The sequence below is a fragment of the Streptomyces zaomyceticus genome, assembly GCF_014656215.1.
In the GTDB taxonomy this organism is placed as follows: domain Bacteria; phylum Actinomycetota; class Actinomycetes; order Streptomycetales; family Streptomycetaceae; genus Streptomyces; species Streptomyces zaomyceticus.
On record NZ_BNBZ01000001.1, the window covers coordinates 276,768 to 291,636 of the forward strand.

Genomic DNA, 14,869 nt, shown 5'->3' on the forward strand with positions numbered 1-14,869 from the left:
CGCTTCACACACGCTTCCCCCCGCGCGTCCGCGACGCGCTTCGGTGGGGCGTGCGCGGCAGGTCTAGCGCTCGATCTCGTCGAACGCCGCTTCCCACTGGTCCAGCACGTGCGGCAGCGCCAGGTGCGCGACATGCTCGCGCCCGGCCCGGCCGTACCGCTGACGCATCGCGCCGTCGTCCATCAGCTCGCCGAGCGCGGCGGCGAGCGCCGGCACGTCGGCCGGCGGCACCAGGGTGCCGGAGACACCGTCCGCGACGAGCTCCCGGACACCGCCGGACACGTCGAAGCTCACACACGGCACACCGCAGGCGGCGGCCTCGGCCAGCGCCATCGGGCGGCCCTCGCGCTCACTGCTGATCGCGACGACGGACAGCTCGCGGTAGGCGGCGGCCATGTCCTGCGCCGTGCCCCGGAAGACGACCTGGTCGGCGACGCCGAGGTCCTCGGCGCGCATCCTGAGCTCTTCCTCCAGCGGTCCCTCGCCGAAGAGGTGCAGCTCCCAGCCGTCGCGGCCCTGGTGGGCCTGCGCGAAGGCCTCGATCATCCGGTCGTACCGCTTGATCGGGTCGAGTCGGCCGACGGCGCCGATCTTGCGGGTGTCGAGCGGGGCGAGCTCGTCGGGGAAGAACGGCAGCGGGTTCGGCATGACCCGCACGTTCGGCACGCGCTGGTTCACGAACTCGACCGCGTCGCCCTCGGAGAGCACCAGGGTCTGCTCCAGCTCCGGGTAGTGGCGCCGGATCAGGCCGAGGTTGGCGCTCCGCTTCGCCTGGGCGAAGGACTCGTGGTACTGCCCGATGGCCTTGAGGTGACGCCACTTCAGCGGCATGACCCAGTCGACCGCCCACGGCGAACCGAAGACGATGTAGCCGTCCTCGACCTCGGCGAGCTTCCGCTCGAACTCCGCCCGCGCGTTGTCGCGGTCGGCCCGGGCGCGCCGGGCGTCGGCGCGCCGCGCCAGGCTCATCCGGTCGCCGACGGTGCGCACCGGCGGCTTGGGCTCGGAGGGGGCCGGGTAGAGCGTCGTGTGCCGGTAGGAACGCGTGACGTTGTACGGGAAAGGCTCCGGGCTGGGCCGGATGCCGATCAGCTCGACGCGGTGACCGCGCTCCCCCATGCCCTGGGCGAGGGTGTGCAGCACCCGCTGGGATCCACCCATCGAGTCGACGTCGATACCGACGAAGAACACGTTGCGGACAGGGGAGGCCTCAGTCATGGGTGCCGCCTTCGAAAAAAGCATCGACCACCATCTTGCTGGCGTGGCCTGTCTCGTACGAGCAGAACATTTCCTGGAAGCGCGCGTACCGCTGCGCGTGGCGCTCCTGGGTGCCCTCCAGGTCCCGCACGGCGGCGGCGAGGTCCTCGGTGGTCGTCACCATCGGTCCGGGCGCGATCTCTTCGAGGTCGTAGTACGTGCCGCGGTCGCCGCCCTTGTACGCCTCGTAGTCGTCCGTGTAGAGGATGATCGGCCGGCCGGTGTTGGCGTAGTCGAACATCAGCGAGGAGTAGTCCGTGAGGACCGCGTCCGAGGCCAGCATCACATCGTTGATGTCGGCGTAGGAGGAGCCGTCGCGGAGGAAGTGACCCAGCTCCGGAGCGATCTTGAACCGGTCGTACGGGTGGGTCCGCACGACGATGATCCACTCGTCGGACAGGTGCGGGGCCAGCGCCTCGAAGTCCACGCGCACCGACTGACCGGTGCGGCGGGCCGCGTCACGGAAGGTCGGGGCGTAGAGCAGGACCTTCTTCTCGGCCGGGATGTTCAGGGCCTCGCGGACGGTGGCCGCCCTGGCCTGCTGCTCGGGCTCGGCCCAGCGCACCAGCACGTCGTTGCGCGGGTAGCCGGAACGGATCAGGTCGGCCGAGACCTCGAAGGCGGGGACGAAGGTCTTCTCGAACTCGGCGCTGGGGCAGACGAGCGCGTCCCAGCGGCCCACGGCGGAGCGGAAGCGCTCCTTCTCGATCTCCGACGCACCCCGCAGCGAGGGCACGTCGAAGCCCATCGCCTTGAAGGTCTGGCCGTGCCAGGTCTGCAGGTACCGGGTGCCCTTCGGCTTCGGGTACAGGTACGGCAGGTTGTGCGAGTCGACCCAGTAGGTCGCGCGGGCCAGCGCACGCCCGTAGGCGAAGCTGCCGCGGCGGACGAGGGTGACGTCCTTCGGGAAGGACGAGCGGTCGCCGGAGTACGCCCAGACCACGTCGATCGGGAGGTTGCGGCGCTTGAGCTCCTCGTAGATGTAGCGCGGGCTGTCGGCGTAGCCGCGGCCCTCCATGGCCTCGAACACGGCGAGGCTGCGCTTGCGCGGGAGCTTGGACACGGCGTCGTACGCGGTGGCCTTGCCCTCGTTGCCGACGAGGATCTTCCTGACCTTGCCGACCTTGCCCTTGGCCTTGCGGGCGATGGGGCCGAGCGGTTCGAGCGACTTCAGGACGCCGGAGCGCTGCCAGGTCACCTCGAGACGGCCGGCACCCTTCTGCTCCGCCTTGACGCGGAGGTGGTGGATGCCGAACGTGTGGTAGGTGACGGTGGCACGGAAGTCGGGCTGGTCGTGCTCGGCCAGCAGGATGTCCGTACGGCGGGCTCCGTCGCGCTCCAGGGCGATCACCGGGTGGCGGCGGGTCGCGACGCCGACCTTGCCGACGGGCACCTTGCGGAAGTCGAGCGCGGCCTCGGAGACGTACTGGCCGTCGCCCTGGGGGCGGAGGGTCAGCGGCACCGAGAGCGGCGTCTTGTGCGCGGCCAGCTTCACCGAGGCCTTGGTGTCCTCGGTGATCAGACCGGCGGGGTCGTACGTCCGGATCTCCAGGTGCAGGACCGGGCCCCGCATGCTCACGGAGGTCAGTTCGTGCCGGATGCGGCCGGTGGCGAGCACCTGCTCGCGCAGGTACCACTCGCTGATGTCCAGCGCGCTGCGGCTCGCGTCGTCGGCGGGGGCGACGGCACCCCAGTAGGTGACCTCGCCCTCGTCCGTCGCGAAGCGCGGGGCGAGCTGCGGCCGGCCCAGCTGGCGGGCGGCGATCTGGAGTTCCTCCAGGCGGCCGGTGCGCAGCAGGTGGATGCAGATGCGCTCCTCGCGGGAGAGCCGGGCGTAGGTCTCGTCCGCGATCTCGTCGAGGTACGGGGTGACCACGTCGGCGAACTCGGCGATCCACTCGAGGTCGCGGAAGACCAGGTCGCCCAGGTACAGGCGGAAGTCGTGGCGGAGGAACTTGTAGTCCTTCTCGGCGCGCAGACCCCCGCGGCCGGTCTCCTCGAACCAGGCGTCGATCAGCCGGGCGACGCCGATGCGGTCCACCACGTTCTGGATCTTGTGGCGGCTGGAGGAGATGGAGACGCTCTCCGGCGCGAGGCGCCAGGTGTAGACGGACCACGGGACGACGGCGAAGGACTCCGCGAGCGAGAACGCCTGCGCGGAGAACAGCTGGTCCTCGTAGTGGATGCCCTCGGGGAAGGTGAGCGCGTTGTCCCGGATGAAGGCGGTCCGGTAGAGCTTGTTCGTCGACAGGTGGTCGAAGAAGTACTCGGGACTCTCGGCGATGCCGTTCACGACCCGCTTCTCGGTGAAGAGGTGCGGGTACCAGAGACCGGTGGTGTTCGTCTCCTCGAACAGCCGGGTCACTTCACCGGTGACGAAGTCGACGCCGGTCTCCTCGGCGACGAGGAGCAGGCTCTTGCAGGCGTGGCGCGGCAGCTCGTCGTCACTGTCCAGGAACATGACGTACGGGGCGCGCGCGACCGCGATGCCGCGGTTGCGGGGTGCGCTGCAGCCACCGCTGTTCTGCTCCAGGCGGACGTAGCGCACGCGCGGGTCGGATGCCTCCAGGGCGCGCGCGACGCGCTCGGTGCCATCGGTCGAACAGTCGTCGGCGATGATCACTTCGAGGTTGTTCAGGGTCTGGTCGAGAAGTGACCGAACCGCTCGCGGGAGCCGTTCCTCATCGTTGTAGACGATGACGACGACGCTCACATCAGGGACGTCGCTAGTCGGCATCCAAGTCCTCTCACAAGTGCGGGCGGCAACATCCGGCACGCGTTCCCGCCAGGCGCGGCGCTGCCTGCGCCATGGTCAATGGCGCTCTACTGCCTTCAGTGGTGAAGGGTGCCGCCCCGTTGTGTTCGACGAGGGCCACCCGGCGACCGGAAAGATTACCCGGCAGGAGGAATTGTTCCATACCTGCTCTCCTGGGCCTCCGGTGATGTTCACCGCATCGCGAACAGTCTCCTGAAGCGTCCCGACACCACCTGACGTGCGCCGACCGCGCCGCCGGCGAAGCGCAGGACGAGCCCGCGACGCGCCGAGGCGACGACCTGGACGAGCAGCACCCTGCCGAGTCGCCCGAGGACCATGCCCCGTCGGCCGACGAATCCGTGCGGGGCCCTGACCTCGGCGTTTCCGGTCGATCCGTCCGCGTACCGCAGCTCGGCGCGGAGCGACCAGGCGGCGAGCCGGCCGGCGCGGAGCAGCTTCGAGGTGGGCAGTGTCACGGTCGCCGTCCAGCCCTCCTCCGCGGGAAGCAGCGGGGCCTCGGCCGACAGCTCGGCCGCCGAGACCCGCTCGGTGAACGCGACACGCACGGCGACCGGGCCGAGTGCGGCGACACGCCCGTAAAGATCGTGCACGGTCAGCGTCAGCCGGGTCGACGCGCCGACGGTCACCTCACCGTCCACGGCCACCGGGAGCCCGGCGGGCGCGAGCTCCGCGAGACCCTCCAGCGGTACGTCGGCGGGGGCGGCGGCCAGCACCGGCGCGCCGTCCTCGGCGTGCGGGTACGGCGGGACGAGCCGCGGCCGCGGCGCGGACAGCTCGACGAACCGGCTCAGCTCCCGCCCCTCGGGGACGGTGGCGAGCGCCGTGAACGCCGCGTGCAGCCAGCGCGACGGCGCCTGCGCGTCGGCGACCGCGGCGGCCTCGAACCCGGTCAGATGGGCGCGGGTGACCGTCCACCAGTCGGCCCGGTAGGCGGCGGTGCGCTGCGGCAGTTCGCGCAGATACATGGGGAGGTCGTAGTCGAGGAACTTCGCCTGGGCGGCACGGGCCGCCGCGGGCCGTCCCGCCGTGCGGAACACGTCGACGACGGCGGCGTGCGCGGCGATGCGGTGCTCCCAGTTGGCCAGGGAGGCGCGGCGCAGCGAGATCGACAGGGTCGCGGCCTGCCGTCGCACGTGCCACACGTACACGGGCACGTCGGTGACGGCGAGCCGGGGGGCGGCGGCCTGGACGCGGGCGCTGAAGACGAAGTCCTCGTAGTGGAAGGCGCCGTCGGGGAAGCGGATGGCGTGCCGGTCGAGGAAGTCGCGCCGGTAGAGCTTGTTCACGGAGAGGGTGTCGAGGACGAACTCGGGGTTCTTCTCGATGCCGTCGAGGACGGTGCCGGGGAGGGTGGCGCCCTGGGACACGTCGTACAGCGAGGGAGCCCAGACGGTCTCCCGGCCCTCGGGCAGCTCGCGCCGCACACAGATTCCGGCGACGACGTCCGCGCCCTGTTCGGTGGCGACGGCGAGCAGTCCGTCGACGGCCCCGGGCAGTAGCAGGTCGTCGCTGTCGAGAAAGAGGACGTAGGGGTGCACGGCGGCGCCCATGCCGTCGTTGCGGGGAGTGCCGCAGCCTCCGCTGTTCTCCGTCCGGATCAGCGGCCGGACCCGCGGCTCGTCGGCGAACCCGGCGAGCACCTCGGGCGTCGCGTCCCCGGAGGCGTCGTCGACGACGAGGACCTCACCGACCGCCTCGCCCTGGGCGAGCGCGGAACGGACGGCGTCGCCGACGTGCGCCGCGTCGTTGTACGCGATGACGACGACACTGACACGCGCGGGGGCCTGCGGCCGGGGGGTCTCACTCACCCGTGAATCCTACGTGGCCCCCGAGCGCCCCCCGGATGCCGGAGAACGACGAAACCGGCCGGGCACCCAGGGTGCCCGGCCGGTGCGTACAGGGACGGCCGCACGGCGGTCCGTCCGCCGGACCGGCGCCCGGCCGGTCCGGAGGAGACGACCTAGAAGGGGTCGAACTCGTCGAACTCGCGCTGCGCGTCGTCCCGCTCCGCGTCGCGGTCCCGGCGGCGCTGCGCCGCCGGACGCGGGGCCTCCAGACGGTGGTCCTCGCCACGGCGGCCGAGCATCTCGGCGCCGGCCATCATCGAGGGCTCCCAGTCGAAGACGACCGCGTTCTCCAGGGAACCGATCGCGACACCGTCGCCCGCGCGGGCACCGGCCTTCATCAGCCTGTCCTCGACGCCGAGGCGGTTGAGGCGGTCGGCCAGGTAGCCCACGGCCTCGTCGTTGTTGAAGTCGGTCTGGCGGACCCAGCGCTCCGGCTTCTCGCCGCGCACCCGGTAGACGTCCTCGGCCTCGTCGTACACGACCGTGAAGCCCGCGTCGTCGACGGCCTTCGGACGGATGACGACACGGGTCGCCTCCTCCTGCGGCTTGGCCGCGCGCGCCTCGCCGACGATGCCGGCGAGGGCGAAGGAGAGCTCCTTGAGGCCCAGCCGCGCCACGGCGGAGACCTCGAACACCTGGTAGCCGCGCTCCTCCAGGTCCGGGCGGATCATGTCCGCGAGGTCCTGGCCGTCGGGGATGTCGACCTTGTTGAGGACGACGATGCGCGGCCGGTCCTCGAGACCGCCGTACTGCCGCAGCTCCTCCTCGATGATGTCGAGGTCGGTGACCGGGTCGCGGTCGGACTCCAGCGTCGCGGTGTCCAGGACGTGCACGAGGACCGAGCAGCGCTCGACGTGGCGGAGGAACTCCAGGCCGAGGCCGCGGCCCTGGCTGGCGCCCGGGATCAGGCCCGGTACGTCGGCGATCGTGTAGACGGTCGAACCGGCCGTCACGACGCCCAGGTTGGGGACCAGGGTGGTGAAGGGGTAGTCCGCGATCTTCGGCTTGGCGGCCGACAGGACCGAGATGAGCGAGGACTTGCCGGCGCTCGGGTAGCCGACGAGGGCCACGTCGGCGACGGTCTTCAGCTCCAGGACGATGTCCCGCGCCTCGCCGGGCTCGCCGAGGAGCGCGAAGCCGGGGGCCTTGCGGCGCGCGGAGGACAGCGCGGCGTTGCCGAGGCCGCCGCGGCCGCCCTGGCCCGCGACGAAGGTGGTGCCCTGGCCGACGAGGTCGGCGAGGACGTTGCCCTCCTTGTCGAGGACGACGGTGCCGTCGGGCACGTTCAGGACCAGGTCCTGGCCGTCCTTGCCGGAGCGGTTGTCACCGGCGCCGGGCTGACCGTTGGTCGCCTTGCGGTGCGGCGAGTGGTGGTACTCGAGGAGCGTGGTGACCGCCTGGTCGACAACCAGGGTCACATCGCCGCCACGCCCGCCGTTTCCGCCGTCGGGGCCGCCGAGCGGCTTGAACTTCTCCCGGTGAACGGAGGCGCAGCCGTGGCCTCCGTTACCCGCGGCGACATGCAGCTCGACGCGGTCCACGAAGGTGGTCATGGTTGTGCCTCCAGTTATTACGTGCGGAATGTCTATCTAGTAACACGCGAAAGGCGGACCCGCTTCCCGATACGGGAAGTGAGGTCCGCCTCCGCAAATGATCCGATCAGGCGACCGGAACGATGTTCACGACCTTGCGGCCACGGTGGGTGCCGAACTGCACCGAACCGGCCTGCAGGGCGAACAGCGTGTCGTCGCCGCCACGGCCGACGCCGGAGCCCGGGTGGAAGTGGGTGCCACGCTGGCGGATCAGGATCTCACCTGCGTTGACGACCTGACCGCCGAAGCGCTTCACGCCGAGCCGCTGGGCATTGGAGTCGCGCCCGTTCCGGGTGGACGATGCGCCCTTCTTGTGTGCCATGTCTCAGTCCCTCTTACTTCGCAGCCGCGGGGATACCGGTGACCTTGATCGCCGTGTACTGCTGGCGGTGACCCTGGCGACGGCGGTAGCCGGTCTTGTTCTTGTAGCGCAGGATGTCGATCTTGGCGCCCTTGTGGTGGTCCACGACCTCGGCCGTGACCTTGATACCGGCCAGGACCCACGGGTCGCTGGTCACGGCGTCGCCGTCGACAACGAGCAGGGTCGAGAGCTCGACCGTGTCGCCAACCTTGGCAGTGGAAATCTTGTCAACCTCAACGATGTCGCCGACAGCAACCTTGTGCTGGCGACCACCGCTGCGCACGATGGCGTACACGCGGATCTCTCTCTCACTCGGGATCGAAACCTCTGAAGCCAGCCACTCACACGGACCCGAGGGCCCGCGGCGTTCCGGAATCGGACGAGCGGCCTCTCCCGACGGGCGGGAGGGAGTTGCTCAGAGGCGCGACGCATCGATAGACACGCCGACGGTCTAGGTTACGGGCGGCGACCTCGGAGGGTCAAATTCGCCCGTTCGGTACGGGCCGCCGCCCCGACGGTGCGGAGCGGCGGCCCGTACCCACCGGTCAGTCCTGGGCCGGAGCGGCGGTCTTCTCCGCCGCCTTCTTGGCCGGGGCCTTCTTGGTGGTGGTCTTCTTCGCCGCGGTCTTCTTGGTCGCCGCCGTCTTCTTGGTGGCGACCTTCTTGGCCGTGGTCTTCTTCGCCGCGGTCTTGCGCGCCGCCGTCTTCTTGACGGGGGCGGGCTCGGCCTCGGCCTCGGCGGACGCCTCGACGGGGGCCTCGGTGGCCTCGGCCGGAGCGGTGGCCACCACGAGGACGGCCGCCTCCTCGGCGCCCGAGGGCGAACCGGCGGGCGCGGTGGCCTTGCGGACCACCCGGCGACGGGCACGCGGCGGGGCGGCCACGGGGGCCTCCTCGGCGACGGGCTCGGCGACCGGCTCCACGACGGGCTCCGGCTCCGGGGCCGCCTCGACGACCGGCTCGGCCGCGACCGGCTCGACGACGGTCGGCTCGACGGCCGGCTCCGTGGTCGAGACGACCGGGGAGGTCGCCCGGCGGGTGGCACGACGACGGCCGCGCGGGGCCGGGGCGGCGGTCTCCTCGACCACCGGCTCGGCGACGGTCTCGACGACCGCCTCCACGACGGGCTCCGGCTCGACGACCGGCTCGGGCGCCGCCACGGGCTCCGGCTTCGTCTCGAACACCACGGCCTCGGTCTCCACGACCGGTCGCGCGGCGACCGGAGCGGACACCCTGCGGGTGGCGCGACGGCGGCCACGACCGCGCGTGGCGGCGGCCTCCGCCTCGGCGGCGGAGCCGTACAGCTCCTCGTCCGCGGCGATCGGCTCGGGCAGCGCCACCGGGGCGGCCAGCTCGGCCGCGACCTCGGCCTCGGTCTCGGTCTCGACCTCGCCGGACTCGGCCTCGGTCGCCGCGACCTCGGCGTGCTCGTGCTCGTGCTCGTGGACGTGCTCGGCGCCGCCGCGGCCGCGCTTCTTCGAGCGCTTGCCGCCGCCACCGCCACCGGCGGTGGTCGGCTGCTCCATGTGGACGATGACACCGCGGCCGTTGCAGTGGACGCAGGTCTCGGAGAAGGACTCCAGGAGGCCCTGGCCGACCCGCTTGCGGGTCATCTGGACCAGGCCCAGCGAGGTGACCTCGGCCACCTGGTGCTTGGTCCGGTCCCGGCCCAGGCACTCCAGGAGGCGACGGAGCACCAGGTCGCGGTTGGACTCCAGGACCATGTCGATGAAGTCGATGACGACGATGCCGCCGAGGTCGCGCAGCCGCAGCTGGCGCACGATCTCCTCGGCCGCTTCGAGGTTGTTCCTCGTCACGGTCTCTTCGAGGTTGCCGCCCTGCCCGGTGAACTTGCCGGTGTTGACGTCGACGACGATCATCGCCTCGGTCTTGTCGATCACCAGCGAGCCGCCGCTCGGCAGCCAGACCTTGCGGTCCAGCGCCTTCATGAGCTGCTCGTCGATCCGGTACGTCGCGAAGACGTCGACCTCGCTCGTCCACCTGGACAGGCGGTCGGTCAGGTCCGGGGCGACGTGGTGCACGTACCCGTGGATGGTCTCCCACGCGTCGTCACCGCTGACGATGACCTTGGAGAAGTCCTCGTTGAAGATGTCGCGGACGACCCGGACGGTCATGTCCGGCTCACCGTAGAGCAGGGTCGGGGCGTTGCCGCTCTTCGCCTTCTTCTGGATGTCCTCCCACTGCGCCTGCAGTCGCTCGACGTCACGGCGCAGCTCGTCCTCGCTGGCGCCCTCGGCGGCGGTGCGCACGATGACGCCCGCGTCCTCGGGGACGATCTTCTTGAGGATGGTCTTGAGGCGGGCGCGCTCGGTGTCCGGGAGCTTGCGGCTGATGCCGGTCATCGAGCCCTCGGGCACGTACACGAGGTAGCGGCCGGGCAGCGAGACCTGGCTGGTCAGACGGGCACCCTTGTGGCCGATCGGGTCCTTCGTCACCTGGACGAGGACCGACTGGCCGGACTTGAGCGCGGACTCGATGCGGCGCGGGCCGTGGCCCATGCCGAGCGCCTCGAAGTTGACCTCACCGGCGTACAGGACGGCGTTGCGGCCCTTGCCGATGTCGACGAAGGCGGCCTCCATGGACGGCAGGACGTTCTGGACCTTGCCCAGGTAGACGTTGCCGACGTACGAGGTGGCCTGCTCCTTGTTGACGTAGTGCTCGACGAGCACGTTGTCTTCCAGGACGCCGATCTGGGTGCGCTCGCCGCTCTGGCGGACGACCATGACGCGCTCGACGGCCTCACGGCGGGCCAGGAACTCGGCCTCGGTGATGATCGGGACGCGGCGGCGGCCCTGCTCGCGGCCCTCGCGACGGCGCTGCTTCTTGGCTTCCAGGCGGGTCGAGCCCTTGATGGACTGGACCTCGTCGGCGCCGGTGCCGGGCTCGGCCTTCTCACGGGCCGGGCGGGGCTCGCGGACCTTGACGACCGTACGGACGCCTTCCTCGTCGGTGCCCTCGGCGTCGGCGGAGGCGTCCCCGCTGCGACGGCGACGGCGACGGCGGGAGCTGCTGGAGCCTCCGGCGAAGCCCTCGGCCTCGTCCTGGTCCTCCTCGCTCTCCTCGGAGTCGTCGGACTCGTCGGACTCGTCGGACCGCGGCTCCTCGCCCTCCTCGGCCTCCTCGACCTCGGTGAGCTCACCGCGACGACGGCGACGGCCGCCACGACGGCGGCGACGGGACGGGCGGTCCTCGTACTCGTCCGTCTCCTCGGCCTCCTCGGACTCCTCGATCTCGTCCGCGGCGCCCTCGACCTCGGGCTCGTCGGCGACGGTGGCCGGGACGGGCTCGACGGCGACGGGCTCGCCACGGCGGCGACGGCGACGGCGGGAGCCGGCCTCTGCGCGCTCGGCGGGCTCGGGGGTCTCCTCGACCTCGGTCTCGGTCTCGACGGCCTCGATCTCCTCGACCGTCTCCTCCTCGTCCTCCGGCTCCACCACGACGGCGGCGGCGGCCGCGGCGGCCGTCTCCGGGGTCTGGAACATGGGCTCGGTGAAGACCGGGGCCTGGAAGACGGCGACGGAGGGGCGCGCGGCGCGGCGCGACTCACGGACCGGGGCCGGCTCGGAGGTGAACTGCGGCGAGGTCGCGCGGCGGCGGCCGCGGCCACGGGTGGCGGCGGCCTCGGCGGCGGCGACCTCCGCCTCGTCGGCGGCGATCTGCTCGACGGCGGCCGTCGGCAGCGACTCGCCGGTGACGGCCTCGGCGGCGGGGGCCCCGGTGCTCACCTCGGGCGAGGTGGCCTGACGGGTGGCACGGCGGCGGGTGCGGGCCGGCGGAGCGGCCTCCTCGACGGCGGTCTCCACGACCGGCTCGACGGCAGGAGCGGCGGCCACCGGCTCGGCGGCGGCCACGGGCTCGGCGGCCTCGGGGGTGGCGGCCGGAGCGGTCGCCTTACGGGTGGCACGGCGGCGGGTGCGGGCCGGCGGGGCGGCCTCGGGGGCCTCCTCCACGACGGCTTCGACGGCCTCGGCGGCCACGACGGGCACCTCGGCGGGCTCCTCGGCGACGACCGGGGAGGTCACCGGCGAGGTGGCCTTGCGGGTGGCACGGCGACGCGGGCGGGCCGGGGCGGCCTCGGGGGCCTCCTCGACGGCCTCGGCCGCGGGGGCGACGGTCTCCACGACCGGCTCCGGGGTCTCCGCGGCGGCGGTCTCCACGACCGGCGCGGTGGCCTTGCGGGTGGCGCGACGGCGGGTCCGCGGCGCGGGTGTCGCCTCGGCCTCGGCCGGGGCGGCCTCCACGGCGGGGGCCTCGGCGGCCGCCGTGGTCTCGGTGCCGTCGGCGGTCGCGCCCGTCACCGGCGGACCGGCGGGGCGGGAAGCGGCGCGGCGCCTGCGGCGCGGCGGCAGCTTGTCACCGGGGGCATTGGTGTCTTCGTTGGACTCGAGCATGCGGGGTTCTCCCGTCACGCTCCCGGGCGCCGCGTCTGGTTCCGGTCCGGCGGCACGGTCGCGCCTGTGGCGCGGTGCCGCCGTCCGGGGCGCGGGCGCCGCACGGGAGCTCTATGTCTGGCTCGCCGGTTCCGTACGCCCTTGTTGCGGACGGCCTGGCGAAAGTCTCCTGGTCTGTGCGCGGCCCGACCCAGGTGGCTCCCGAGTACCAGGGCTGCGCTACAACGACCGCTCCCTACGCGATGCCTTCACCCGGCGCCGTCGCAGAGGCGGTCGCGGCGGCCGTGGTAGAAGCGGCCGTGACTGCCTCGCGGTCGGGCGCGAGCGGGTCGGTCACCGTGCCGGACTCCTCGTCGAAGAGCCCCTGCGCCAGCCTGGTCACCGCAGCGGGGACCGGCGGCGCCAGGTCGGCCACAGCTCGGAGACCGGACAGGACGTCGTCGGGTCGCACGGCAGGTGTCACGTGCCGAACAACCAGCCGCAGTATCGCACAGGCGCTGTCCAGCGGCCTATCACCCTGGGGATCACCCTGGGGAGCGGTTGCCGTCAGCTCGGTGACCGCGGAACGCGCGTCGAAGGTGCGGACGCCGTTCTTGGTCTTGCGCTGTACTTCCACCGCCTCGGCCGCGAGAAACGTCTCGGCCGCCTTCGCGGCGTCCTCGACGGTGACGCCCTCGAGGCGCAGCTCCCACACGGAGGCGGTGAGCCGGTCGGCGAGACCCGAGGTCCGGGCCTCGACGGCGTCGGTGATGTCGAGACCGGCCGGCAGGGACTCGTCGAGCAGGGCCCGCAGGGTCTCCGGGTCGCGCGTCGCGGTGAGGGCGATCTCCAGGTACTCGGCCTCGGAGCCCGTACCCGTCGGGGCGGCGTTGGCGTACGACACCTTGGGGTGCGGGGTGAAGCCGGCCGAGTACGCCATGGGCACCTCGGCACGGCGCAGCGCACGCTCGAAAGCGCGCTGGAAGTCACGGTGGCTGGTGAACCGGAGGCGGCCGCGCTTGGTGTAGCGCAGTCGGATGCGCTGCACCGCCGGTGCGGGCGGCGGGCCTTCGGGCTGTCGCTTGCCCAGTGGTTCTTCTCCTCGGTGCGGGGCGGCGCGGGTGGCGCCGTCCACGAGATGTACGGGTTGCCTCGGGGGTCCCGCCCGGTTCACCCCCGCTTTCGCAGGGAGATCTCGGGGGCGGGCGCCGCGCCGGGGACGTTCGTTGTACTACCCAGAGTACGCGCCCGGGCCACCTCCGGTTCCCCGGGCTCGGGCGACCGGGCTCCGCCGACCAGGGCACGCCAGGCGTCCCGGCGGGCCTCCCGCACGGTGACGCGGGCCGAGGCGAGAGCCTCCCGGACGGAGGCACGGGCCGAGGAGAGGGCCTCCTTGGCCGCCCGGCCCGCCTGGACGGCGGCCCGGCGGGCGGGGGCCCAGACGCTGTCGCGGACCCAGTGCCCGACGGGTGTGCAGACACTCCGCCAGAGCCAGGTCGCGGGCCGTCCGACCAGGGTCCGGAACGTCCACCCGAGCGCACGGCCGACGGCGAGCGACACATACCCGGCGACCCGCCAGCAGACGGCGAGCGCGTCCCGCACCTCCCGCGCGACGGGTACCAGGACCCGCTTCCAGAGCCAGGCGAGGGGGCCGACGATCCCGTACCGGACGACCGGCACGAGCACGAAGCGCCAGAGCCCCACCCAGGGCCACACGAACACCGCCCGGGCCAGCCAGGCCGTGCCGACGGCGAGGCCGCGGCCCAGTCGCGGGAAGAACCACCCGAGTCCCTGGCCCACCGGGGTGAGCACATACCGGTCGAACCAGAGGACCGGCACGACGACGCCGTACCGGAGCAGTGGGACGAGGACGTACGTGAAGAGCGCGGCGACCGGTACGAACACCGCCTTCTCCAGCAGGAACGCGCATCCCGTGCCGAGCGGGGCGAGGACCCGCCGGTACAGCCATACGGCGGGTACGGCGATCCCGTAGCGGCAGACGGGCACGATCACGTACCGCCAGAGCCCCACCCACGGCCACACGAACACAGCCCTGCCGAGCCGGGGACCGGCGACCGAAAGCCCCCGCCACAGCCGGCCGGACCCGAAGGCGATCCCCCGCCACAGCCCGGCGAAGAACCAGGCCAGTCCCCGCCCGACCCGCACGAAGAACCACGCCAGCCCCTGGCCCACCCGCGCGAAGAACCACGCCAGCCCTCGCCCGACACCGGTGAAGAACCACCCGAGGCCGTGCCCCACCCGGGTGAGCAGCCACCCGAGGCCGTGCCCCACCCCGGTGAGGACCCAGCCGATGCCCCGCCCCACCGGCGCGAGCACCGCCCCGTACAGCCATCGTGCCGGGCGGGTCACCGTGTGCCGGAACACCCACGCGATGCCCCGCCCCACCCCGGTGAGGACCAGGGCGATCCCCCGGCCCACGCCCGTCAGCGCCCACGCGATGCCCCGGCCCGTCGGGCGGAGGACCGTGCGGTCGAGGAGGTGGGCCGCGGCCGCAAGGGCGTCCCATGTCATCCGGATCGGGAGGACGACGACCAGCACGACGATCCGGATCGGGACGCGGATCAACGCGGGCGGCGGCGGGTTCTCCATGCTCATGCCGGAAATGACGCGACGGCCCGGTGGAG

Annotated in this window: 9 protein-coding genes; all 9 read right to left on the reverse strand. The window is 72.4% G+C overall.

Annotated features, from left to right (window positions below):
• Positions 1 to 63: 63 nt before the first annotated feature.
• Complete coding sequence (locus IE311_RS01250) at positions 64 to 1,218, reverse strand: glycosyltransferase (RefSeq protein WP_189829605.1); 1,155 nt, start codon at positions 1,216 to 1,218, stop codon at positions 64 to 66.
• Complete coding sequence (locus IE311_RS01255) at positions 1,211 to 3,994, reverse strand: CDP-glycerol:glycerophosphate glycerophosphotransferase (protein ID WP_189829606.1); 2,784 nt, start codon at positions 3,992 to 3,994, stop codon at positions 1,211 to 1,213. The genes IE311_RS01250 and IE311_RS01255 overlap by 8 nt, the downstream gene beginning before the upstream one ends.
• A gap of 209 nt (positions 3,995 to 4,203) precedes the next feature.
• Positions 4,204 to 5,841 (reverse strand): glycosyltransferase family 2 protein, encoded by a 1,638-nt coding sequence (locus IE311_RS01260; RefSeq protein WP_189829607.1) that lies wholly within the window; start codon positions 5,839 to 5,841, stop codon positions 4,204 to 4,206.
• Between the two features lie 152 nt (positions 5,842 to 5,993).
• On the reverse strand, positions 5,994 to 7,433 hold the full coding sequence (gene obgE / locus IE311_RS01265; RefSeq protein WP_189829608.1) for a GTPase ObgE: 1,440 nt from the start codon (positions 7,431 to 7,433) through the stop codon (positions 5,994 to 5,996).
• Between the two features lie 106 nt (positions 7,434 to 7,539).
• Positions 7,540 to 7,794, reverse strand: a complete 255-nt coding sequence (gene rpmA, locus IE311_RS01270) for a 50S ribosomal protein L27 (RefSeq protein WP_030317577.1) — start codon at positions 7,792 to 7,794, stop codon at positions 7,540 to 7,542.
• 13 nt (positions 7,795 to 7,807) lie between these two features.
• Entirely contained in the window at positions 7,808 to 8,128 is a 321-nt protein-coding gene (gene rplU / locus IE311_RS01275) for a 50S ribosomal protein L21 (RefSeq protein WP_015033583.1), read from the reverse strand.
• Positions 8,129 to 8,378: 250 nt separating this feature from the next.
• Positions 8,379 to 12,245: an Rne/Rng family ribonuclease gene (locus tag IE311_RS01280; protein WP_189829609.1), complete on the reverse strand. Its 3,867-nt coding sequence runs from the start codon at positions 12,243 to 12,245 to the stop codon at positions 8,379 to 8,381.
• Positions 12,246 to 12,480: 235 nt separating this feature from the next.
• A complete protein-coding gene (locus IE311_RS01285) occupies positions 12,481 to 13,272 on the reverse strand; it encodes a TIGR03936 family radical SAM-associated protein (RefSeq protein WP_189829920.1) in 792 nt (263 codons plus the stop codon).
• A 122-nt stretch (positions 13,273 to 13,394) separates the two neighbouring features.
• Positions 13,395 to 14,840, reverse strand: a complete 1,446-nt coding sequence (locus IE311_RS01290) for a hypothetical protein (protein ID WP_189829610.1) — start codon at positions 14,838 to 14,840, stop codon at positions 13,395 to 13,397.
• Positions 14,841 to 14,869 lie beyond the last annotated feature (29 nt).

Bases quoted from the DNA above. Each gene is read 5' to 3' on its own strand.
- IE311_RS01290 (WP_189829610.1), bottom strand. From the start codon at position 14,840: ATGAGCATGGAGAACCCGCCGCCGCCCGCGTTGATCCGCGTCCCGATC.
- rpmA (WP_030317577.1), bottom strand. From the start codon at position 7,794: ATGGCACACAAGAAGGGCGCATCGTCCACCCGGAACGGGCGCGACTCC.
- IE311_RS01255 (WP_189829606.1), bottom strand. From the start codon at position 3,994: ATGCCGACTAGCGACGTCCCTGATGTGAGCGTCGTCGTCATCGTCTAC.
- IE311_RS01280 (WP_189829609.1), bottom strand. From the start codon at position 12,245: ATGCTCGAGTCCAACGAAGACACCAATGCCCCCGGTGACAAGCTGCCG.
- obgE (WP_189829608.1), bottom strand. From the start codon at position 7,433: ATGACCACCTTCGTGGACCGCGTCGAGCTGCATGTCGCCGCGGGTAAC.
- IE311_RS01250 (WP_189829605.1), bottom strand. From the start codon at position 1,218: ATGACTGAGGCCTCCCCTGTCCGCAACGTGTTCTTCGTCGGTATCGAC.